We start from the raw sequence: 19,637 nt of genomic DNA on the forward strand, positions 1-19,637 counted from the left end.
TCTTATACCGATAAAAAAACCGGCCATGCGGGCCGGTTTTTTATTATCAGGCAAAAAAGGTGTAACTAAAGGTTACAGCCGTTATTTCACCTCTTCGCCTTTGGCCTGCAGGTCGGCGTGATAAGAAGAGCGCACGAAGGGGCCACAGGCCGCGTGGGTGAAGCCCATGGCCAGCGCTTCCGCTTTCATCTCTTCAAATTCGTCCGGGCTGACGTAGCGCTGCACCGGTAAGTGGTGGCGGCTCGGCTGCAGATACTGGCCCAGAGTCAGCATGGTGACCCCATGACTGCGCAGGTCGCGCATGACCTGGATAATCTCTTCGTTGGTTTCCCCCAGCCCGACCATCAGACCAGACTTGGTTGGCAGCTCCGGATGTGCCTCTTTAAAGCGCTCCAGCAGGCGCAGTGACCACGAGTAGTCGGCGCCCGGGCGAACCTGACGGTACAGACGCGGCACGTTCTCCAGGTTGTGGTTGAAGACGTCCGGCGGGGTGGCGTTCAGAATATCCAGCGCCCGATCCATACGACCGCGGAAGTCAGGAACCAGGGTTTCGATCTTGATGCTGGGGGTCTTTTCGCGGATGGCGCTGATGCAGTCGGCGAAGTGCTGGGCACCGCCGTCGCGCAGATCGTCGCGATCCACCGAAGTGATGACCACATAGCGCAGCCCCATATCTGAAATGGTCTGAGCCAGTTTACGGGGTTCGTCGGCTTCGGGCGCGACCGGACGGCCATGGGCGACGTCACAGAATGGGCAGCGGCGGGTACAGATAGCCCCCAGGATCATAAAGGTGGCCGTACCGTGGTTGAAACACTCCGCCAGATTAGGGCATGAGGCTTCTTCACAGACGGAGTGCAGGCCGTTTTTGCGCATCGCCGCTTTAATACCCTGGATACGGGAGGAGTCGGCAGGCAGGCGGATCTTCATCCATTCCGGCTTTCTCAGCAGCTCCTGACGCTCGGTTGCTACGGTTTTCACCGGAATCAGGGCCATTTTATCGGCGTCGCGGTATTTGACTCCGCGCTCCATCACAATGGGTTTACTCATAGCGTGCGTATTCCAGTCCAGCAGTGGGTGATGGGACAAAAAGCTTCAAATTCAAGATGTAGACGTATTTATCAACTATTTTTGAATTTGTTTACCGGAGTATATCATTTATGAAACCTGGAAAGCAGTCGTGCCCCGCCGGAAAGCGCCAAAAAGATGTAAAAAATTTGTTATTTTGTGCGTTCTGACGGCGCCGGAATTAGTTCGCTAACCAGCGGTGCGGCGCGTTATCCAGTAGCTTCATCATATTCTCTACCAGCCGCGGCGCCAGTTGCAATGGGGTGGCATCAGGCACCCATTGTGAAACCTGCGTCATCTCCATACCCGCATAGCCGCAGGGATTGATGCGTTGGAAAGGGGAGAGATCCATAGCGACATTGAGCGCCAGGCCGTGGAATGAACAGCCCTTGCGGATACGCAGACCCAGCGAGCAGATTTTACGCTGTTCCACATAGACCCCTGGCGCATCAGGACGGGCGTAGGCCTCAATACCCAGCTCAGCCAGAGTGATCACCACCGTCTGTTCCAGCACGGTGACCAGCTCGCGGACGCCCAGCTTGCGGCGCCGCAGGTTTAGCAGCACATAGACTACCTGTTGACCCGGTCCGTGATAGGTGACCTGACCGCCACGGTCGCTCTGTACCACCGGGATATCGCCGGGCGCCAGAATATGCTCGGCCTTACCTGCCTGGCCCTGCGTAAAGACCGGGGGATGTTCAACCAGCCAGATCTCGTCCGGATTCTGTTCGTCGCGGGTATCGGTGAATTCGTGCATCGCCTGAGAAACGGGTTCCCAGGGCTGTAGCCCAAGCTGGCGTATCAGTATGGTATCGGTATCTTGAGACAAAACAGCGTCTCCGGCTGATCAACGGTGCAGGGAGTATATCACAGCGGGAAAGCGGGGGAGGATGACCCGGCCCGGAGGAGCCGGGAAGCAGAATTACAGTACCATGCGAACGATTTCGATGTTGCCCAGCTCTTCGTACAGGGTCTCTACCTGATCGATATGCGTTGCGGTAATGGTGATGGAGACCGAGTGATAATTCCCTTTCGAACTGGGTTTTACCTGCGGGGTATAGTCGCCCGGGGCGTGGCGTTGCACCACCTCTACCACCTGATCAACCAGCTCCGGTTTCGCCAGACCCATCACTTTGTAGGTGAAAGGGCAGGGGAATTCAAGTAGCTCGTTCAGTTTGGTTTTCATGGTTGCTCCAGCATAACAAAAGAATCACTCCCGCCAGGGGCGGGAGTGGTTGATACAGATAATATGGGGCCGTTCGCGGCAATATCAAGGGGCCGACGTTTAGCCGAACCAGCGATGGAACATCAGCTTAATATAGTCGATGATGCGGCTGAAGAAGTTGCCTTCGTCGATCTCTTTCAGCACCACCAGCGGGCGTTGCTCAATGGTTTTACCGTCCAGCTGGAAGTTGATGGTACCTACCACCTGGTTTTTATGCAGCGGAGCATTCAGCTCACCGCTGTTAAGCACATAGCTGGCCTTCAGATCTTTCATACGGCCGCGCGGAATGGTGAGATAGACATCTTTATCCACCCCGAGGGAGGCGCGATCGCTGTTACCGAACCAGGCGGGTTCAGAGGCGAACTCTTTACCGGCGCGCAGCGGGTTCACGGTTTCGAAGAAGCGGAAGCCCCAGGTCAGCAGCTTCTTGCTTTCGGACTCGCGTCCCTTAAAGGTACGACCGCCCATGACGGCTGAGATCAGGCGCATCTGGCCTTCGGTAGCGGAAGCGACCAGGTTGTAGCCTGCCTTGCTGGTGTGGCCTGTTTTGATGCCATCGACGTTGAGGTTTTTGTCCCACAGCAGGCCATTGCGGTTCATCTGGCGAATGCCGTTAAAGGTGAACTCTTTCTCTTTGTAGATGGAGTACTCATTAGGGACGTCACGAATCAGCGCCTGGCCTATTTTCGCCATATCGCGGGCCGAGCTGTACTGACCCTCAGCGTCCAGACCGTGCACGGTTTCAAAGTGGGTATTCTTCAGACCCAGCGCGCCCGCATAGTTATTCATCAGACTGACAAAGGCGTCCTGGCTACCGGCCACATAATCGGCCATCGCGACGCAGGCGTCGTTACCGGACTGCAGGTTGATACCGCGAATCAGCTGGGAAACCGGCACTTCCATCCCCGGTTTCAGGAACATCAGCGAAGAGCCCTTAAATACCGGATTGCCGGTGGCCCAGGCGTCTTTGCCAATGGTGACCTGATCGGACTCTTTAAATTTACCGGCCTTCATGGCCTGACCGATAACATAGCTGGTCATCATTTTGGTCAGACTGGCGGGATCCCGGCGGGCGTCGGCGTTGTGCTCGGCCAGAACTTTACCGGAATTGTAATCAATCAGGACCCAGGATTCGGCATCGATCTGCGGCGCCCCCGGAATCATGGTCTTGATATTGATATCTTCGGCCTGAGCAGCGGAAATGGTGGTCAGCGCAACGGTGGCGGCAATCGCCAGGCGCCGGGTAAAGCGAGTCGATAGAGATCTGGTCATGGTCTGAACTGGCAACATCCGTGATGGAATGAAAAAGTGGTTTACTATAACAAATGCCCTGGGGAGAGACACCCGACTTTGCGCAGGATTTATTACCGGTGTTTACATAAATTGACGCAAAATCGGATATCTGATGCCGTTACTGGGCGCTGGTCACAAAACTCTGGGGCTGTCCGGCGCTCAGCAGGCGCTGCTGAATCTCTACCGCTTCGCCACGGGTGGCGAATGGTCCTAACTGAATGCGCCATACTGGACCGTTCTGGGCCACGCGCCCCGGTACCGAATACTGCTGGCTGAGCTGCTGCTGCCACTGATTAGCGCGTGCGCCGTCGCTGACAGCCCCGACCTGGACCACATAGCTTCCGCTGGTTGAAGATGCGCCCTGGATTGAACCCGGCGCAGTTACCGGCGCGTTATGTTCCCCGGTGGCGGTCTGATAGTCGGGAGTGGCGGGCTGCTGTGCGCCCTGAGCGGCAGGTTGCGCAGTGTCTGGCTGCTGCTGGTCGACACCTGCAGGTTGAGCCATATTTTGCTGCTGCGGGGCCTGTCCGTTCACTTCGTTCTGCTGAGCGGCTGGCTGCGCGCCGCCGCCATTGCCGCTCAGGTCCGGACGGGCCGGCAGGGCATAGGTCTGGCGAGCGATAGTGGTACAGGCCGTACCCGGGCCGGAGAGCGTCCCGTCCTGGGCCACAATAATAGGATCGACGCGAACTTTGGTGTTGTTCGAGGTGTTCAGGCGGTCCGCCGCGGCCTGGGACAGCGTGATAATCCGCTCGTTGCTGTACGGGCCGCGATCGTTAATACGTACCACAATCATCCGCCCGTTAGCGAGGTTAGTGATACGCGCGTAGCCCGGAACTGGCAGCGTCGGATGCGCTGCGGTCAGCTGTCCCGTGTCCCAGGTTTCGCCGGTGGCGGTCGTACGGGCGCCGCTGTTATCAATGGCTGCAAGGCCGGTCTGACTGAACTGGGAAGGATCCTGAACGATACGGTACTGCTTACCGTCGCGTTGATAATCCTGATTCGCCGTTGGGCTTAGCGCTTCCGGGCGCGGATCCGCGCCGGTAATTTCAACATTCGGTCCGTTGCACACCGCCGGTTGAGGGGCGGTATTGGCCTGCTGGCTGTTGTTGTTATCGGTGCTACATGCTGCCAGTAATCCTGCGGCAACGCAGACTCCAATCCACTGTTTACGCATCCTCATACCCCTTACACACTCTTCGATAGCATTTTTCTGTGAGTATGGATCGACATAATAATGCCGAATCCAGCCATCAGGACGATCAGGGCCGACCCTCCGTAACTGACCAGCGGTAACGGCACCCCAACGACGGGTAAGATACCACTCACCATCCCGATATTCACAAAGACGTAGACAAATAAAATCAGCATCAGCCCCCCGGCGATGACCCGGCCAAAGGTGGTCTGCGCGTGGGCGGCAATCCACAGCCCGCGCATAATCAACAGCAGATAGAGTGTGAGCAGAATCAGCACGCCGACCATGCCCAGCTCTTCGGCCAGCACCGCGAAGATAAAGTCGGTGTGGCGTTCGGGCAGGAATTCCAGCTGCGACTGGGTACCATGCATCCACCCTTTACCGCGCAGGCCGCCGGAGCCGATGGCAATCTTGGACTGAATAATATGATAGCCCGCCCCCAGCGGATCGCTTTCTGGATCGAGTAGCATCATCACGCGCTGTCGCTGGTAGTCGTGCATCAGGAAGAACCAGAGTATCGGGATAAAAGCCGCCAGCAGCAGGATAGCAATACCGATCAGTCGCCAGCTTAGCCCGGCCAGGAACAGCACGAACAGGCCAGAAGAGGCCACCAGAATGGAGGTACCCAGGTCAGGCTGAGCCGCCACCAGCAGGGTCGGCATAAAGATCAGCACCAGGGCGATACCGGTATTTTTCAGCGATGGCGGGCAGACATCGCGGTTGATAAAGCGCGCCACCATCAAGGGGACGGCAATCTTGGCCAGTTCCGAGGGCTGAAAGCGTATGATACCCAGGTCCAGCCAGCGCTGAGCCCCTTTAGAGATAGCACCAAAGGCGTCCACCGCCACCAGCAGGATGATAGTGATGATATAAAACCATGGCGCCCAGCCTTCGTAGACGCGCGGCGGCACCTGGGCCATCACGATCATTACGGTCAGGCCGATAAGAATCTGACCGATTTTGCGTTCGGTCATGCCGGGATCCTGGCCGCTGGCGCTCCAGATAATCAGGGCGCTGTAGAACAGCAGGGCCAGCACCGTCAGCAAAAAGGTGGGGTCGATATGGATTTTGTCCCACAGCGACCGCTTATTGGGGTTATCGGTCATGTTAGTGATCCTCCGCCGCCGTGACCGCCGGGTTTGCCACGGGCAGGTCGGTGTTGTTGTCCCCCAACATGATATGGTCGAGGATTTGTCGCATGATAGTACCCACCGCCGGACCGGCGCCGCCGTTTTCCAGAATCATGGCCACGGCCACCCGAGGTTTATCGTAGGGGGCGAAGGCGGTCATCAGCTTATGGTCGCGCAGTCGTTCGGCTATTTTGTGGGCGTTATAGGTTTCATTTGCCTTCAGGCCAAAGACCTGGGCAGTACCTGATTTGGCGGCTATTTTATAAGGCGCGCTCTGGAAATATTTGTGCGCGGTTCCGTTCGGGCGGTTAGCCACGCCGTACATACCGTCTTTGGCTATCTCCCAGAAACCGGAATGAATATCGCCCACCGGCGGCTCGTGCGGCTGCTGCCAGGGTTCCTTACGACCGTTGATCGTTGTGGACATCAGGAAGTGGGGCACTTTCACGATACCGTCGTTAATCAGGATCATCAGCGCTTTGTTCATCTGTACGGGCGTGGCGGTCCAGTAGCCCTGGCCGATACCTACGGGAATGGTGTCTCCCTGATACCAGGGCTTCTTGTAGCGCTTCATTTTCCATTCTCGGGTCGGCATATTGCCGGTACGTTCTTCTTTGATGTCGATACCGGTCGAGTGGCCGTAGCCAAATCGACTCATCCAGGAGGAGAGTCTGTCGATCCCCATATCATAGGCGACCTGGTAGAAGTAAGTATCCGCTGACTCCTCCAGGGCCTTGGTGACATTCAGATGGCCGTGGCCCCATTTTTTCCAGTCACGATAGCGTTTTTCCGAGCCAGGCAGTTGCCACCAGCCTGGGTCGAACAGGCTGGTATGACGTGTAATGACCCCAGCGCTGAGCGCCGAAACGGCGACATAGGGTTTTACCGTCGAGGCCGGCGGGTAGATCCCCTGGGTGGCACGGTTCACCAGTGGCGTGTTCTGATCCTGTAACAGCCCGGAATACTCTTTGCTGGAAATCCCGTTGACGAACATATTGGCGTCGTAGCTGGGGGTAGAAATCAGCGCCAGAATACCGCCACTGCGCGGGTCGGTAACCACTACCGCCGCGCGGCTTCCTGCCAGAAGCGTTTCGATATACTGCTGGAGTTTAAGGTCGATAGTGAGCTGAATATCGTGACCGGCCAGCGGCGGGACTTCTTTAAGCTGGCGAATCACCCGACCGCGGTTGTTAACTTCAACCTCTTCGTAGCCGGTCTGACCGTGCAGTACATCTTCGTAGGAACGCTCAATACCCAGCTTGCCGATATCATGGGTGTTGGCGTAATTAGCAAGCTTGCCCTCTTTTTCAAGGCGGGCCACGTCCCGGTCATTAATTTTCGACACATAGCCGATAACGTGGGTGAGCGCTGAACCATAAGGATAGTAGCGTCGCTTATAGCCTTTAACCTCAACGCCGGGGAAACGATACTGATTGACCGAAAAACGCGCCACCTGAACTTCGTCCAGGTTGATCTTCAGCGGTATTGAAGTGAAACGGTGTGAACGCAGACGTTCTTTCTTAAATGCAGCAATATCTTCATCAGTCAGATCGACGATGGGACGCAGGGCGTCCAGCGTCGCCTGCACATTGTCTACTTTTTCCGGCATCATCTCCAGTTGGTAGATGGTGCGGTTTACCGCCAGCGGAATGCCGTTACGGTCATAAATCACGCCGCGGGTGGGGGGAATGGGGACCAGCTTGATTCGGTTCTCGTTGGAGCGAGTCTGATAGACGTTAAAGCCACGGATCTGCAGATTATAGAGGTTGGCGATAAGGACGCCGGTCAGCAGCAGAATACCCAAAAAGGCGATAAGCGCCCGGCGCACGAAAAGCGCGGACTCGGCCGAGTAGTCACGAAAAGAGTTCTTCTGTAATTTCATCCGCTGCGTAATCTGCCTGGTAAACCTTTACTCTCGGTGATAGGGGTGGTTGGCGGTAATGCTCCACGCGCGATACAGGCTCTCGGCCACCAGTACCCGCACCAGAGGGTGGGGTAGGGTCAGGGGCGAGAGCGACCAGCTTTGTTCCGCTGCGGCCTTGCAGGCCGGGGCCAGACCTTCGGGGCCGCCGATCAGCAGGCTGACGTCGCGGCCATCCTGTTTCCAGCGTTCCAGTTCCCGGGCAAGTTTCGGCGTATCCCATGGCTTACCGGGAATATCGAGCGTGACGATACGATTCCCCTTACCGATGCTTTCGAGCATCAGTTCGCCTTCTTTATCCAGAATACGACGAATATCCGCGTTCTTTCCGCGCTTACCCGCCGGGATCTCCAGCAGCTCAAACGGTAAATCTTTAGGAAAGCGGCGCAGATATTCGTTAAAACCGGTTTGTACCCAATCGGGCATTTTGGTGCCAACGGCGACCAGTTGTAACTTCACTCGTCAGCTCCAGAGCTTTTCAAGCTCGTACAGGCGGCGGCTCTCTTCCTGCATAACGTGGACGATCACATCGCCCAGGTCGACCACCACCCAGTCAGCGGCATTTTCACCTTCAACGCCAAGCGGCATCAGTCCGGCTTCGCGAGAGGCCTGAACGACGTGATCGGCAATGGAGACCACGTGACGGTTGGAAGTACCGGTACAGATGATCATGCAGTCGGTGATACTGGATTTTCCCTGGACATCCAGAGCAATAATATCCTGGCCTTTAAGATCGTCGATTTTGTCGATAACAAAATCCTGAAGTACTTTACCCTGCAAGTTTTTCCCCTTGAGTCAGCCGCAATCAACCCCGTCGTTTATCGTGCGCCGGGCGCGACGAATGCCTGCGTGGGCTATCATCCCATCGGCAGCGGGTGATTGCATCGCCATTTTTGTAAAACAATATCAAAGACGCCGCGATGGGCGCAGTATGGCTGCGGAGAATAACAGCCTGAGAGGCGGTGTCAATGGCCCCAGGCCGTTAGCGGTAGAGTCCCGCCTGGTTGATGTAGTCCAGCACCGGTGCGGGGATAAACGTTTCGCAGTCGCGACGCGCGGCCAGGTGCTGGCGAATCTCGGTGGCGGAGATGTCCCATAGCGGCGTATCGGCCATAAAAATGCGGCCTGCGGGAAGCTGGTGCAGTTCGTCGACACTGTGGGTCAGATGGCGGTTAAGCCAGGACTGGTGGTCGGCGTTCGGCATCTCCGGCGCATAGCCCGGGCGGCGGCACACCAGCAGATGGCACAGGTTCATCAGTGATTCATAACGATGCCAGCCGGGGAGCCCGAGCAGGGAATCCTGACCGATAATAAAGGCCAGCGGCCGCTGAGGGCCCAGTTCGTCTCTTAATGCTTCCAGCGTTTCCACGGTCCAGGACGGCGTTGTGCGCTGTAGCTCGCGTTCATCAAGCCGGAACAGCGGGCGGTTGCGGATGGCGAGTTGCACCATATCGCGGCGTTGAGCGCTGCTTGCCTCGGGCTGAGGACGATGGGGCGGCACATTATTGGGCATAATGATGACCTGCTTTAGCCCGACTATCCCGGCAAGCGCCTCTACCGGTCGCAGATGACCGTAGTGGATAGGGTCGAAAGTACCGCCATATACCGCATACAAATCAGTCATGGATAAAAAGATCCGGCAACCGGTTATGACAAAGCAGCAGGGAAAGGCTTTCCAGCTCGGCCCATACGGACTGACCGAAATCCTGTTTGATGGTGAGCTCTATCTGGTTCAGCAGACGTACGGCCTGCCACAGCTGTTCCGCGCTGAGGCGATTAAGCGCCTCGCTAATCAGCGGCCGACGATTCTGCCAGACCCGCTGTTGATCGAATAGCGTACGCAGCGGGGTTTGGGCTGACTGACGTTTCAGGTTGACCAGTTGCAGCAGTTCGCGCTGTATCGAGCGCACCAGAATTACCGGCTCGATCGCCTCCAGTCGTAGCTGCTGCAAAATATGCAGCGCCCGGGTGCTTTTTCCCGCCAGCAGGGCATCCACCCAGTGAAAGGGGGTAAAGTGGGCGGCATCGTTGACGGCCTGTTCTATACGGGGAAGCGTCAGTTTTCCGTCCGGCCACAGCAGCGACAGGCGCTCCAACGCCTGATTCAGCGCCAGCAGGTTGCCTTCATAGCAGTAACACAGTAACTGGATAGCCGCTTCATCAGGGCTAAGATTCATCTGCCGGGCCCGGCTGGCGACCCAGCGCGGTAGCTGGGCCTGTTCTGGGGTCTGGCAGTTGACCTGCACTGCGTTTTTGCTCAGGGCGTTATACCAGGCGGCATTTTCCTGAGCGCGGGTCAGGCGGTTGCCGCGCACAATCAGCAGCAAATCGTCATGTAACAGCCCTGTCAGCTTTTCCAGATGTCCGGCGATGGCGGCATTGGGGCCGTTGTCCGGAAGCTGTAACAGCAGGGTCTGGCGGCTGGCGAACAGGCTCAGTTCCTGACTTAGCGCAAATAGCGCCTGCCAGTCGGTAGAGGCATCGATTGCCACGCTGTGATGTTCGGTAAAGTCATGCTCCACGGCGACATGGCGCACCGCGTCCTGACTCTCCTGAAGCAGTAAGGGGTCGTTTCCCAGTAGCAGATAAGCCGCGCGCAGCCCTTCGTTGAGCTGCGCGCGGAGCTGTTCCGGCCAGAGTTTTAACATCAGTTACCGGCAGGAATCAGGGTGCTGGAGACGCGTTCGCCGTTGCTGCTGTTCTCTGTGGCGTCAGCGGCTTCATCGGGTTTGGCAGTCTCCTGGGCCTCTTCGGTTCGTTGTACGTCGGCGACGTGTACCGAAACCAGCTTACGTACCAGCTGTTCCGCGGCACGATCGTACATCTCTTTGATAATCATCTCTTGTTCGGCATCCTTGGCCAGTGCGGCCTGCGGGTTGTCGAAGAAGGAGCGATAGACCTTGGTACTGATCGGGTAGATATCGTGACCCGGGATCAGCACGTGGGCACTTACCGTCATAATCATCTGGTATTCCGCGGTACGCCCGTCCTGGAAGACGGATGCGGTATCCTGACCGATGCTGGCGCCGCCCAGTCGCAGCGACGGGACATCCTGACGCAGCGGGTCCTTATCAACGATCTCAACGCCGTTCAGGCGCAACTGGTTGCGCACCGCACGGGTCAGCGGTCCGTATGGATCGCTGGAATCGAGGATCAGGGTGTGTAGCTGATGCGGCACCTGGGTGGTGCTGCGCAGATGAAAACCACACCCGGCGGTGACCAGCACCGCCAGACTGACTAACAGAGTGAACAGATAGCGCACGCTTCCTCCTGCTGTGCTTAGCCAACCACCAGGTTCAGCAATTTGCCCGGTATGTAAATGACTTTGCGAATGGTGACGCCGGTAAGATACTTGGCCACCAGATGCTCCTGCCCCGCACGTTCACGCACCTGATCTTCGGTGGCGTCTGCCGGAACGGTAATTTTACCGCGAACTTTGCCGTTAACCTGCACCACGACCAGGCGAGTGTCTTCGACCATCGCTTTCTCATCAGCCTGCGGCCAGGGAGCGTTGTCGATATCGCCTTCGCCGCCAAGCTGTTGCCACAGAGTGAAGCAGACATGTGGGGTGAACGGATAGAGCATCCGCACCACGGCGATCAGCGCTTCGTGCATCAGTGCGCGATCCTGATCTTCTTGCTGCGGCGCTTTTGCCAGTTTGTTCATCAGCTCCATAATCGCTGCAATAGCGGTATTGAAGGTCTGACGGCGGCCGATATCGTCGGTCACTTTGGCGATGGTTTTGTGCAGATCGCGGCGCAGCGCCTTCTGATCTTCGTTCAGGGTTTCGACGTTAAGCGCCGGAGCAGCGCCTTTCTGCGCGTGCTCCCAGGCCAGTTTCCAGACGCGCTTCAGGAAGCGGTTAGCCCCTTCAACGCCGGATTCCTGCCATTCGAGGGTCATTTCCGCCGGGGCCGCGAACATCATAAACAGGCGCACGGTATCTGCGCCGTAGCGCTCTACCATGACCTGCGGGTCGATGCCGTTGTTCTTGGACTTGGACATCTTGCTCATACCGGCGTAGACCAGTTCATGGCCTTCAGCATCGGTGGCTTTAACAATACGCCCTTTTTCGTCGCGCTCGACAATGGCATCAACCGGCGAAACCCAGATACGCTCGCCGTTGTTGCCGGTGTACCAGAAGGCGTCTGCCAGCACCATGCCCTGACACAGCAGCTGTTTCGCAGGTTCGTTAGAGTTCACCATGCCTGCATCGCGCATCAGCTTGTGGAAGAAGCGGAAGTAGAGCAAGTGCATAATGGCGTGTTCGATACCGCCGACATAGATGTCGACCGGCAGCCAGTAGTTGGCGGCCTCGGAGTCCAGCATACCTTTGTCGTACTGCGGGCAGGTATAGCGCGCATAGTACCAGGAGGACTCCATAAAGGTGTCGAAGGTATCTGTTTCACGCAGCGCAGGCTGACCCTCAACGGTGGTCTTCGCCCAGTTGGGATCGGCTTTGATGGGGCTGGTGATGCCGTCCATGACCACATCTTCCGGCAGTACAACCGGCAGTTGTTCGTCCGGCGTCGGCATAACGGTGCCATCTTCCAGAGTGACCATTGGGATCGGCGCACCCCAGTAACGCTGGCGCGAAACGCCCCAGTCGCGCAGGCGGTAATTAACCTTACGCTCGCCCACGCCTTTCGCGGCCAGGGCATCGGCAATGGCGTTAAACCCGGCTTCGAAGGAGAGACCGTCAAACTCGCCTGAGTTGAACAGCACCCCTTTCTCGGTCATCGCCGCGGCGCTCAGATCCGGCGCGTTGCCATCCTTATCGAGAATCACCGCTTTGATTGGCAGGTTATATTTGGTGGCGAATTCCCAGTCGCGCTGATCGTGGCCGGGAACCGCCATTACGGCGCCGGTGCCGTATTCCATCAGCACGAAGTTGGCAACCCACACCGGGACTGACTCACCGGTCAGCGGGTGGATGGCGTTAAAGCCAGTGGCGACGCCTTTCTTCTCCATGGTCGCCATTTCGGCTTCCGCCACTTTGGTGTTGCGGCATTCGTCGATAAAGGCGTTCAGATCCGGGTTGTTCAGCGCAGCCTGGGCCGCCAGCGGATGGCCCGCAGCTACCGCCAGGTAAGTGGCGCCCATAAAGGTGTCGGGGCGCGTGGTATAGACCGTCAGTTTCTGGTCGCTGTTCTCTACGTCAAAGGTGATCTCCACCCCTTCGGAACGACCGATCCAGTTGCGCTGCATGGTTTTAACGGTGTCCGGCCAGTGATCCAGCGTGTCCAGGTCGTTGAGCAGCTCTTCGGCGTAGTCGGTGATTTTAATGAACCACTGAGGAATCTCTTTGCGCTCGACTTTGGTGTCGCAGCGCCAGCAGCAGCCGTCGATGACCTGCTCGTTGGCCAGAACGGTTTGATCGTTCGGGCACCAGTTCACTGCGGAGGTTTTCTTGTACACCAGCCCTTTTTTATAGAGTTCGGTGAAGAATTTCTGCTCCCAGCGATAATATTCCGGCTTACAGGTCGCCAGTTCGCGGCTCCAGTCATAGCCAAAGCCCAGCATTTTCAGCTGGTTCTTCATGTAATCGATGTTGTCGTAGGTCCAGGGGGCCGGCGCGGTATTGTTTTTGACCGCGGCGCCTTCGGCAGGCAGACCAAATGCGTCCCAGCCAATAGGCTGCAGGACATTTTTGCCCAACATACGCTGATAGCGGGCGATAACGTCACCGATGGTGTAGTTACGGACATGGCCCATATGTAGTCGACCAGAAGGATAGGGAAGCATCGACAGGCAGTAATACTTCTCTTTGCTCTCGTCTTCTTTTACTTCAAAGGTGCGCTTCTCTTGCCAGAGGCGCTGGACATTTGACTCTATCTCTTCCGGGCGATATTGCTCTTGCATGGCAGCCTGTAATCCTGTGATGAATACACCGCTACATAAGGTAGCGTTAACTAAAGTTTTTGGGCAGGCGATAGCATAGCCTATCGCAAAGCGCTACAACAGTACTTAAGCGCCAGACGGCGGCAAATCCCGCAGTTCTCCGCTCCCTTACCGTAATTTACACGACCCGTGGTCTGGATAACACAGCACGGCGGAATTAGCGTCTATTATCAGGCAGTAGCTATAGTTAAGCGTAAGGGGCCGGGATGCCTGCGGCTCCATGATGTTACCGATTTTCGGAGGGAATGCGATGAACAAGGTGGCTCAGTACTACCGTGAACTGCTCTCCACGCTCAGCGAACGACTGCGTAACGGCGAGAGGGATATCGATGCGTTGGTTAGGGATGCGCATAAAAAAATTACCGAAGCGGGGGAACTGACCCGTAACGAAATCGATGAGATAACGCGTGCGGTACGCCGCGATCTGGAAGAGTTTGCCCTGAGCTATCAGGAGAGCCAGCAGGAAGAAGAGGAAAGCGTCTTCGCCCGGGTGATTAAAGAGAGCCTGTGGCAGGAGCTGGCGGATATCACCGATAAAACTCAACTGGAGTGGCGCGAAGTGTTTAAGGATCTGAGCCACCACGGCGTGTATCACAGCGGAGAGGTGGTCGGGTTAGGAAATCTGGTGTGCGAGAAATGCCATCACCGGCTGGCGTTTTATACACCGGAGGTGCTGCCGGTATGTCCGAAGTGCGGCCATAACCAGTTCCAGCGCCAGCCGTTTGAGCCGTAAGCGTGTTTCAGACGTAAAAAAGCCGACGGGTGAGGTCGGCTTTTTTAGCCCATCAGTGCAGAATCTTATCCAGAAAATCCCGGGCGCGTGGTGATTTGGGATTATCGAAGAAGGCATCCTTCGGCGCGTCTTCCACGATCTTTCCTTCATCCATAAAGATGACCCGATTCGCCACCTTACGGGCGAAGCCCATTTCGTGAGTGACCACCATCATGGTCATGCCTTCCTGGGCCAGCTCGACCATGACATCCAGCACTTCGTTGATCATCTCCGGATCCAGCGCCGATGTTGGTTCGTCGAACAGCATAGCGACAGGATCCATACACAGCGCCCGGGCGATAGCCACACGCTGCTGCTGGCCGCCGGAAAGCTGGGCCGGATATTTACTGGCATGCGCGGTGAGTCCTACCCGTTCCAGCAATTTTTCGCCTTTCTGGCGGGCTTCCGCTTTACCGCGTTTCAGGACTTTGACCTGGGCCAGGGTCAGGTTTTCAATAATGGTCAGATGGGGAAACAGCTCGAAATGCTGAAACACCATGCCCACATGCGCGCGCAACTGCGCCAGATTGGTGCGCTTGCTGTTGACCTGGGTGCCGTTAACCTCAATCTCGCCTTTCTGTACCGGTTCCAGGCCGTTGACGGTCTTAATCAGCGTGGATTTTCCGGAGCCGGAGGGGCCGCAGACCACCACCACCTCGCCCTTTTGAACGATCGTGGAGCAGTCGGTCAGAACCTGAAAGTGGCCATACCATTTAGAAACATTTTTCAGGGAAATCATGAAACGGTCCTTTTTTTCAGCCAGCTGACCAGCAGCGAGGCGCTAAGGCTAATAATAAAGTAGACACCGCCGGCGAACAGAATCATCTCCACCTGAGTACCGTCGCGTTCGCCGATGGTGGTGGCGGTGCGGAAGAAGTCCGCCAGGCTCAGGACATAAACCAGCGAGGTATCCTGGAACAGAACGATGCCCTGGGTCAGCAGCAGCGGCACCATGGCCCGAAAGGCCTGAGGCAGAATGATCAGTTGCATCGACTGCCAGTGAGTCATACCCAGCGCCAGCGCGGCATGGGACTGGCCGCGAGAGACGCTCTGGATCCCGGCGCGAATAATCTCCGAATAGTAGGCGGCTTCGAACAGAGAAAAGGCCACCATGGCGGAGATCAGTCGGATATCGGTCTGCGGAGAGAGCCCCAACACCCGCTGCAGGAAGCCGGGGACGATCAGATAGAACCAGAGCAGCACCATCACCAGCGGAATCGAACGGAAGACGTTAACGTAGCTACTGGCAAACCAGCTCAGGGGTTTAAAACTCGACAGACGCATGACCGCCAGCAGGGTGCCCCAGATGATACCGACAATAATGGCTATCACGGTGATCTTCAGAGTGATGACCATCCCGTTGAGCAGCCATGGCAGGGAGGGGCCAATAGAGCTCCAGTCAAATTCATACATGGCTTATTTCCCTCCCATATTGCCAGGCAAGCGCACTTTGCGCTCCAGCAGATGCATCACCAGCATAATCACGGCGTTGATCAGCACATAGGCAAGGGTGATGGCGGTAAACGACTCCCAGGCGTGGGCCGAATAGTCCAGCAGCTTACCGGCCTGAGACGCCATATCGGCCAGACCAATGGTCGAGGCGATAGCGGAATTTTTCACCAGGTTCATCATTTCCGAGGTCATGGGCGGAACAATGACCCGGTAGGCGTTGGGCAGAAGAACGTGGCGGTAGGCCTGGGGCAGCGTGAGCCCCATGGCCAGCGCGGCGTTTTTTTGTCCCCGAGGCAGGGACTGGATTGCGGCACGCACCTGTTCGCAGACGCGGGCGGCGGTAAACAGCCCCAGGCAGAGTACTGAGGAGATAAAAAACTGCTTGTCGGGATCTAGATCGGCCTTAAACCACATCCCGAGGTCCGGCGGCAGCAGTTCCGGCACCACCAGATACCAGGTAAAAAACTGTACGATAAGCGGGACGTTACGGAACAGTTCTACATAGCAGGTGCCGATGCCCGACAGCAGTCGGCTGGGCAGAGTACGTAGAATGCCGAAGAAAGATCCGACCAGGAAGGCGATAATCCACGAACAAATCGAAAGGGCCACGGTGACCTGGAAACCGCTCCAGATCCAGCCCAGATAGGTGGTGTTGCCGAACGGGGCGGACTGTAGAAAGATCCCCCAGTTCCAGTCTATAGACATAGTTAACTCCGAAGAAAGGGGGCAGCAGCGCTACCCCTAAGATTGATGAGAAGCCTGTTGTTTTCTCCCCGCCCGGGGAACGTCCGGGCGGGGCCTGTCTGTCCGGCTTCTGTCCTCGTCAATCATTGGGCGACGCAGCGCCGCCCTTATTATTCCCGCGATGCATGGGTTTTTTTAATCGAGAGCCTTGTCGTTGGGTGATTTAAACAGGGCCTGCATATCTTCGGAGAGATCGAAGTTCAGGTTAAGATTCTTGGGAGGAATAGGGTTTTTAAACCATTTGTCGAACCATTTCGCGGCCTCACCGGAAGTCTGTGCCTGAGCGATGGTATCGTCAACCAGCTGTTTAAATTCGGGATCTTCTTTACGCATCATGCAGCCGTAAGCTTCTTTTGACTGCGGGGTGCCGACAATTTCCCAGCTATCTGGTTTTTTGGCTTTCGCCCGCTCTCCGGCCAGTAGCGCGTCATCCATCATAAAGGCGTAAGCACGACCGCTTTCCAGCGTGCGGAAGGAGTCGCCGTGGTCTTTGGCGCTGATAATGCGCATATCCATCTTTTTGTCGTCGTTCAGCTTGTGTAACAGCACTTCCGAAGTGGTTCCCGATGTCACGACCACGCTTTTATCTTTCAGGTCGGCAAAATCTTTAATATCGCTGCCTTTTTTGGTTAATAACCGGGTGCCGACGATAAAGATGGTATCCGAGAAGGCGGCCTGCTTCTGGCGCTCCAGATTATTGGTCGTGGAGCCGCATTCGAAATCGTAGGTGCCGTTTTGCAGCAGCGGTATCCGGTTCTGAGAGGTAATGGGAATCAGTTTGACCTGCAGGTCTGGCTTATTCAGCTTCTTTTTAATCGCTTCCACAATGGCGTTGGAGTAGTCCTGAGAGTAACCCACCACCTTTTGCTGGCCGTCGTAGTAAGAGAAGGGAACGGAGGATTCCCGATGTCCCACCACGATAACGCCGTTCTTGTCGATTTTCGCCAGAGTGGCGCTTTCCGGGGCGGCCTGAGCCACCGAGGTTAACCCGGCACCCATTCCCACGATTATCATTGCTGCGGTCAGCTTACGTAATTGCATATCAACTCCTTTATCGGCTCGCCGGAATACTCGTTGTAAAGCATTGGCGTGAATACCAGTCGGTTGTGTGCTGTTTTTTTGGTTTTGTTGTGCGTGCTGCAAAATCAGGCGATTACTTTCTCGCCACTGCTTGTCAGTCTGGCCTAATGTAAAAAATTTGCTATCAAATCGTTTGGATTTTGCGAGATGCGCCGCACCATTCCGGGGCGATAAACCTGGGGTTGCACACGACAGGTGCCTGTGGCGGTGCAACAGAACATCAGGCGCATCAGTCCAGGAGGATGCCCGGGCCAGACAACGTTATCTGTTGCAACTGCTGTGCCAGAAGTGATGGATTCCCCCTCCGGGCGGAGGGGGAAAGGGATTAGCGGTGTTTACGAGCCAGAACGCAGGCCAGAGCGCCAGCTAACAGCGTCAGGATCCAGACCGGCCAGCCGCCGAAGCGGGCGTAAGGTGTAATGCCGCGGGTCGGAGTCACCTGAGTGGTCAGCACCTTGCGGGTAAACTGCGGGATCATTGACTGCACGTCGCCGTTGGGGGCAATCACCGCGGTAATTCCGTTATTGGTGCTGCGCAGCAGCGGGCGCGCCAGTTCCAGCGCGCGCATCCGCGCCATCTGGAAGTGCTGCCAGGGGCCGATGGAATGGCCAAACCAGGCATCGTTCGAAATGGTCAGCAGATAGTCGGTATCCGGGCGGAAGTTATCCCGGACCTGCTGGCCCAGAATGATTTCGTAGCAGATGGCCGCCGTCAGTTTCATGCCATGGGCGCTAAGCTGCGGCTGGTGGTAAGGGCCGCGGCTGAATGAAGACATCGGCAGGTCGAAGAAGGGAGCCAGCGGGCGCAGAATCGACTCCAGCGGAACGAATTCGCCAAAAGGAACAAGGTGGTTCTTGTTATAGCGATTGGTGCTGTCGTAACGGTAGGGGTTGTCGGCCCCCATGGTGATGATGGTGTTGTAGGTGTCGTAGCGATTCTGGCTGTTAAGCCGGGCATCGACGATACCGGTAATCAGCGAACTGTCATGCTGGCGCAGCAGGCCGTCCAGCTCTTTCAGGAAGCGCTGCTGGTTAATTTCCAGATCGGGCACTGCCGATTCGGGCCAGATTATCAACTGCGATTTACCCAGATGCGGACGGGTCTGTTCGAGGTAAATACGCAGGGTGTTCAGCAACTGATCTTCATTCCACTTCATGGACTGCGGAATATTGCCCTGCACCAGGCTTACGGTCAGGCGGCGATCGTTTTGCGGCTGATCCCACTGGATGTAACGCAGCGGCCAGGGCAGCGCCAGTAACAGCAGGGCTATTAACGCCGGACGCCACTGGCGCTGCGCGATGGCGTAAGCAACCAGGCCGGCAATGGCCATTAGCAGGAAGTTAATGGCTTCTACGCCCAGTATTGGGGCAACGCCTTTTAGCGGCCCGTCTATCTGGCTGTAGCCGAATTGCAGCCACGGGAAGCCGGTTAGCACCCAGCCGCGCAGGAATTCGGTGACCTGCCAGAGAGCCGGTGCGGCGATGGCCACGCGCCACCAGCTGATCTTTGGCCACAGGCGATTCAGTAACCCGGCGAACAGGCCGGTATAAAGCGAGAGATATGCCGCCAGCAGAACCACCAGCAGAACGTTAATCGGCCCGGGCATGCCGCCGAACTGCGCGATGCTAACGTAGACCCAGTTAATACCGGTGCCGAACAGCCCCAGCCCCCAGCAAAAGCCGATGGCGGCGCTCTGTAGCGGGCGGCGATTAAAGGTGAGCCCCTGAAGTGCCGCCAGAGAGAGCAGGGCGGCGGGCCAGAAATCATAAGGAGAAAAGGCCAGCGTGCCGCTGGCCCCGAAAATCAGCGCCAGCAGCAGGCGTATGCGCTGGCGTTGCAACAGTGAGCTTAGCTCCATG

Annotated in this window: 19 protein-coding genes; 1 reads left to right on the forward strand and 18 read right to left on the reverse strand. The window is 56.8% G+C overall.

All coding sequences use genetic code 11. From position 1 onward, the window contains the following. Positions 1-81 precede the first annotated feature (81 nt). From lipA to leuS, 13 genes are all read right to left on the reverse strand, one after another. Positions 82-1,047: a lipoyl synthase gene (lipA, locus tag FEM41_RS13085; RefSeq protein WP_138096393.1), complete on the reverse strand. Its 966-nt coding sequence runs from the start codon at positions 1,045-1,047 to the stop codon at positions 82-84. Between the two features lie 199 nt (positions 1,048-1,246). Beyond that, complete coding sequence (gene lipB / locus FEM41_RS13090) at positions 1,247-1,894, reverse strand: lipoyl(octanoyl) transferase LipB (protein ID WP_421804285.1); 648 nt, start codon at positions 1,892-1,894, stop codon at positions 1,247-1,249. A 93-nt stretch (positions 1,895-1,987) separates the two neighbouring features. Next, a complete protein-coding gene (gene ybeD / locus FEM41_RS13095; protein ID WP_138096394.1) occupies positions 1,988-2,251 on the reverse strand; it encodes a DUF493 family protein YbeD in 264 nt (87 codons plus the stop codon). A gap of 99 nt (positions 2,252-2,350) precedes the next feature. Further along, positions 2,351-3,562 (reverse strand): D-alanyl-D-alanine carboxypeptidase DacA, encoded by a 1,212-nt coding sequence (dacA, locus tag FEM41_RS13100; protein WP_138096395.1) that lies wholly within the window; start codon positions 3,560-3,562, stop codon positions 2,351-2,353. A 139-nt stretch (positions 3,563-3,701) separates the two neighbouring features. Beyond that, entirely contained in the window at positions 3,702-4,760 is a 1,059-nt protein-coding gene (gene rlpA, locus FEM41_RS13105; protein WP_138096396.1) for an endolytic peptidoglycan transglycosylase RlpA, read from the reverse strand. A gap of 11 nt (positions 4,761-4,771) precedes the next feature. After that, positions 4,772-5,884 (reverse strand): peptidoglycan glycosyltransferase MrdB, encoded by a 1,113-nt coding sequence (gene mrdB / locus FEM41_RS13110; RefSeq protein ID WP_138096397.1) that lies wholly within the window; start codon positions 5,882-5,884, stop codon positions 4,772-4,774. Position 5,885: 1 nt separating this feature from the next. Further along, on the reverse strand, positions 5,886-7,790 hold the full coding sequence (gene mrdA / locus FEM41_RS13115) for a peptidoglycan DD-transpeptidase MrdA (RefSeq protein ID WP_138096398.1): 1,905 nt from the start codon (positions 7,788-7,790) through the stop codon (positions 5,886-5,888). 27 nt (positions 7,791-7,817) lie between these two features. After that, a complete protein-coding gene (gene rlmH, locus FEM41_RS13120) occupies positions 7,818-8,288 on the reverse strand; it encodes a 23S rRNA (pseudouridine(1915)-N(3))-methyltransferase RlmH (protein WP_138096399.1) in 471 nt (156 codons plus the stop codon). A 3-nt stretch (positions 8,289-8,291) separates the two neighbouring features. After that, entirely contained in the window at positions 8,292-8,609 is a 318-nt protein-coding gene (rsfS, locus tag FEM41_RS13125; protein ID WP_138096400.1) for a ribosome silencing factor, read from the reverse strand. 202 nt (positions 8,610-8,811) lie between these two features. Then, positions 8,812-9,453: a nicotinate-nucleotide adenylyltransferase gene (gene nadD / locus FEM41_RS13130; RefSeq protein WP_138096401.1), complete on the reverse strand. Its 642-nt coding sequence runs from the start codon at positions 9,451-9,453 to the stop codon at positions 8,812-8,814. Beyond that, entirely contained in the window at positions 9,446-10,477 is a 1,032-nt protein-coding gene (gene holA, locus FEM41_RS13135; RefSeq protein WP_138096402.1) for a DNA polymerase III subunit delta, read from the reverse strand. The genes nadD and holA overlap by 8 nt, the downstream gene beginning before the upstream one ends. Continuing rightward, positions 10,477-11,091 carry an LPS assembly lipoprotein LptE gene (gene lptE, locus FEM41_RS13140; RefSeq protein ID WP_138096403.1) on the reverse strand — a complete coding sequence of 205 codons (615 nt, stop codon included), beginning with the start codon at positions 11,089-11,091 and terminating at the stop codon, positions 10,477-10,479. The genes holA and lptE overlap by 1 nt, the downstream gene beginning before the upstream one ends. Positions 11,092-11,108: 17 nt before the next feature. Beyond that, a complete protein-coding gene (gene leuS / locus FEM41_RS13145) occupies positions 11,109-13,691 on the reverse strand; it encodes a leucine--tRNA ligase (RefSeq protein WP_138096404.1) in 2,583 nt (860 codons plus the stop codon). 289 nt (positions 13,692-13,980) lie between these two features. Here leuS and FEM41_RS13150 point away from each other — a divergent pair, with 289 nt between their 5' ends. Continuing rightward, positions 13,981-14,463 (forward strand): zinc ribbon-containing protein, encoded by a 483-nt coding sequence (locus tag FEM41_RS13150; protein WP_138099194.1) that lies wholly within the window; start codon positions 13,981-13,983, stop codon positions 14,461-14,463. 52 nt (positions 14,464-14,515) lie between these two features. Here the strand turns inward: FEM41_RS13150 and FEM41_RS13155 are convergent, their stop codons facing one another. From FEM41_RS13155 to lnt, 5 genes are all read right to left on the reverse strand, one after another. After that, positions 14,516-15,241, reverse strand: a complete 726-nt coding sequence (locus FEM41_RS13155; RefSeq protein ID WP_138096405.1) for an amino acid ABC transporter ATP-binding protein — start codon at positions 15,239-15,241, stop codon at positions 14,516-14,518. Further along, positions 15,238-15,915: a glutamate/aspartate ABC transporter permease GltK gene (gene gltK / locus FEM41_RS13160; protein WP_138096406.1), complete on the reverse strand. Its 678-nt coding sequence runs from the start codon at positions 15,913-15,915 to the stop codon at positions 15,238-15,240. Before gltK ends, FEM41_RS13155 begins: the two co-directional genes overlap by 4 nt. Before the next feature lie 3 nt (positions 15,916-15,918). After that, on the reverse strand, positions 15,919-16,659 hold the full coding sequence (locus FEM41_RS13165) for an amino acid ABC transporter permease (protein WP_138096407.1): 741 nt from the start codon (positions 16,657-16,659) through the stop codon (positions 15,919-15,921). Positions 16,660-16,833: 174 nt separating this feature from the next. Further along, complete coding sequence (locus tag FEM41_RS13170; RefSeq protein ID WP_138096408.1) at positions 16,834-17,739, reverse strand: amino acid ABC transporter substrate-binding protein; 906 nt, start codon at positions 17,737-17,739, stop codon at positions 16,834-16,836. 364 nt (positions 17,740-18,103) lie between these two features. Further along, on the reverse strand, positions 18,104-19,636 hold the full coding sequence (lnt, locus tag FEM41_RS13175) for an apolipoprotein N-acyltransferase (protein ID WP_138096409.1): 1,533 nt from the start codon (positions 19,634-19,636) through the stop codon (positions 18,104-18,106). Between the last annotated feature and the right edge of the window lies 1 nt (position 19,637).

Origin of the sequence: Jejubacter calystegiae (genome assembly GCF_005671395.1) — a bacterium.
GTDB lineage: Bacteria > Pseudomonadota > Gammaproteobacteria > Enterobacterales > Enterobacteriaceae > Jejubacter > Jejubacter calystegiae.

What these genes read in the sequence shown, in the direction of transcription:
- mrdB (WP_138096397.1), bottom strand. Translation starts at nt 5,884, where the DNA reads ATGACCGATAACCCCAATAAGCGGTCGCTGTGGGACAAAATCCATATC.
- mrdA (WP_138096398.1), bottom strand. Translation starts at nt 7,790, where the DNA reads ATGAAATTACAGAAGAACTCTTTTCGTGACTACTCGGCCGAGTCCGCG.
- FEM41_RS13155 (WP_138096405.1), bottom strand. Translation starts at nt 15,241, where the DNA reads ATGATTTCCCTGAAAAATGTTTCTAAATGGTATGGCCACTTTCAGGTT.
- lipA (WP_138096393.1), bottom strand. Translation starts at nt 1,047, where the DNA reads ATGAGTAAACCCATTGTGATGGAGCGCGGAGTCAAATACCGCGACGCC.
- ybeD (WP_138096394.1), bottom strand. Translation starts at nt 2,251, where the DNA reads ATGAAAACCAAACTGAACGAGCTACTTGAATTCCCCTGCCCTTTCACC.
- FEM41_RS13150 (WP_138099194.1), top strand. Translation starts at nt 13,981, where the DNA reads ATGAACAAGGTGGCTCAGTACTACCGTGAACTGCTCTCCACGCTCAGC.
- FEM41_RS13170 (WP_138096408.1), bottom strand. Translation starts at nt 17,739, where the DNA reads ATGCAATTACGTAAGCTGACCGCAGCAATGATAATCGTGGGAATGGGT.
- FEM41_RS13165 (WP_138096407.1), bottom strand. Translation starts at nt 16,659, where the DNA reads ATGTCTATAGACTGGAACTGGGGGATCTTTCTACAGTCCGCCCCGTTC.
- gltK (WP_138096406.1), bottom strand. Translation starts at nt 15,915, where the DNA reads ATGTATGAATTTGACTGGAGCTCTATTGGCCCCTCCCTGCCATGGCTG.
- dacA (WP_138096395.1), bottom strand. Translation starts at nt 3,562, where the DNA reads ATGACCAGATCTCTATCGACTCGCTTTACCCGGCGCCTGGCGATTGCC.
- rlpA (WP_138096396.1), bottom strand. Translation starts at nt 4,760, where the DNA reads ATGCGTAAACAGTGGATTGGAGTCTGCGTTGCCGCAGGATTACTGGCA.
- nadD (WP_138096401.1), bottom strand. Translation starts at nt 9,453, where the DNA reads ATGACTGATTTGTATGCGGTATATGGCGGTACTTTCGACCCTATCCAC.
- holA (WP_138096402.1), bottom strand. Translation starts at nt 10,477, where the DNA reads ATGTTAAAACTCTGGCCGGAACAGCTCCGCGCGCAGCTCAACGAAGGG.
- lnt (WP_138096409.1), bottom strand. Translation starts at nt 19,636, where the DNA reads ATGGAGCTAAGCTCACTGTTGCAACGCCAGCGCATACGCCTGCTGCTG.
- leuS (WP_138096404.1), bottom strand. Translation starts at nt 13,691, where the DNA reads ATGCAAGAGCAATATCGCCCGGAAGAGATAGAGTCAAATGTCCAGCGC.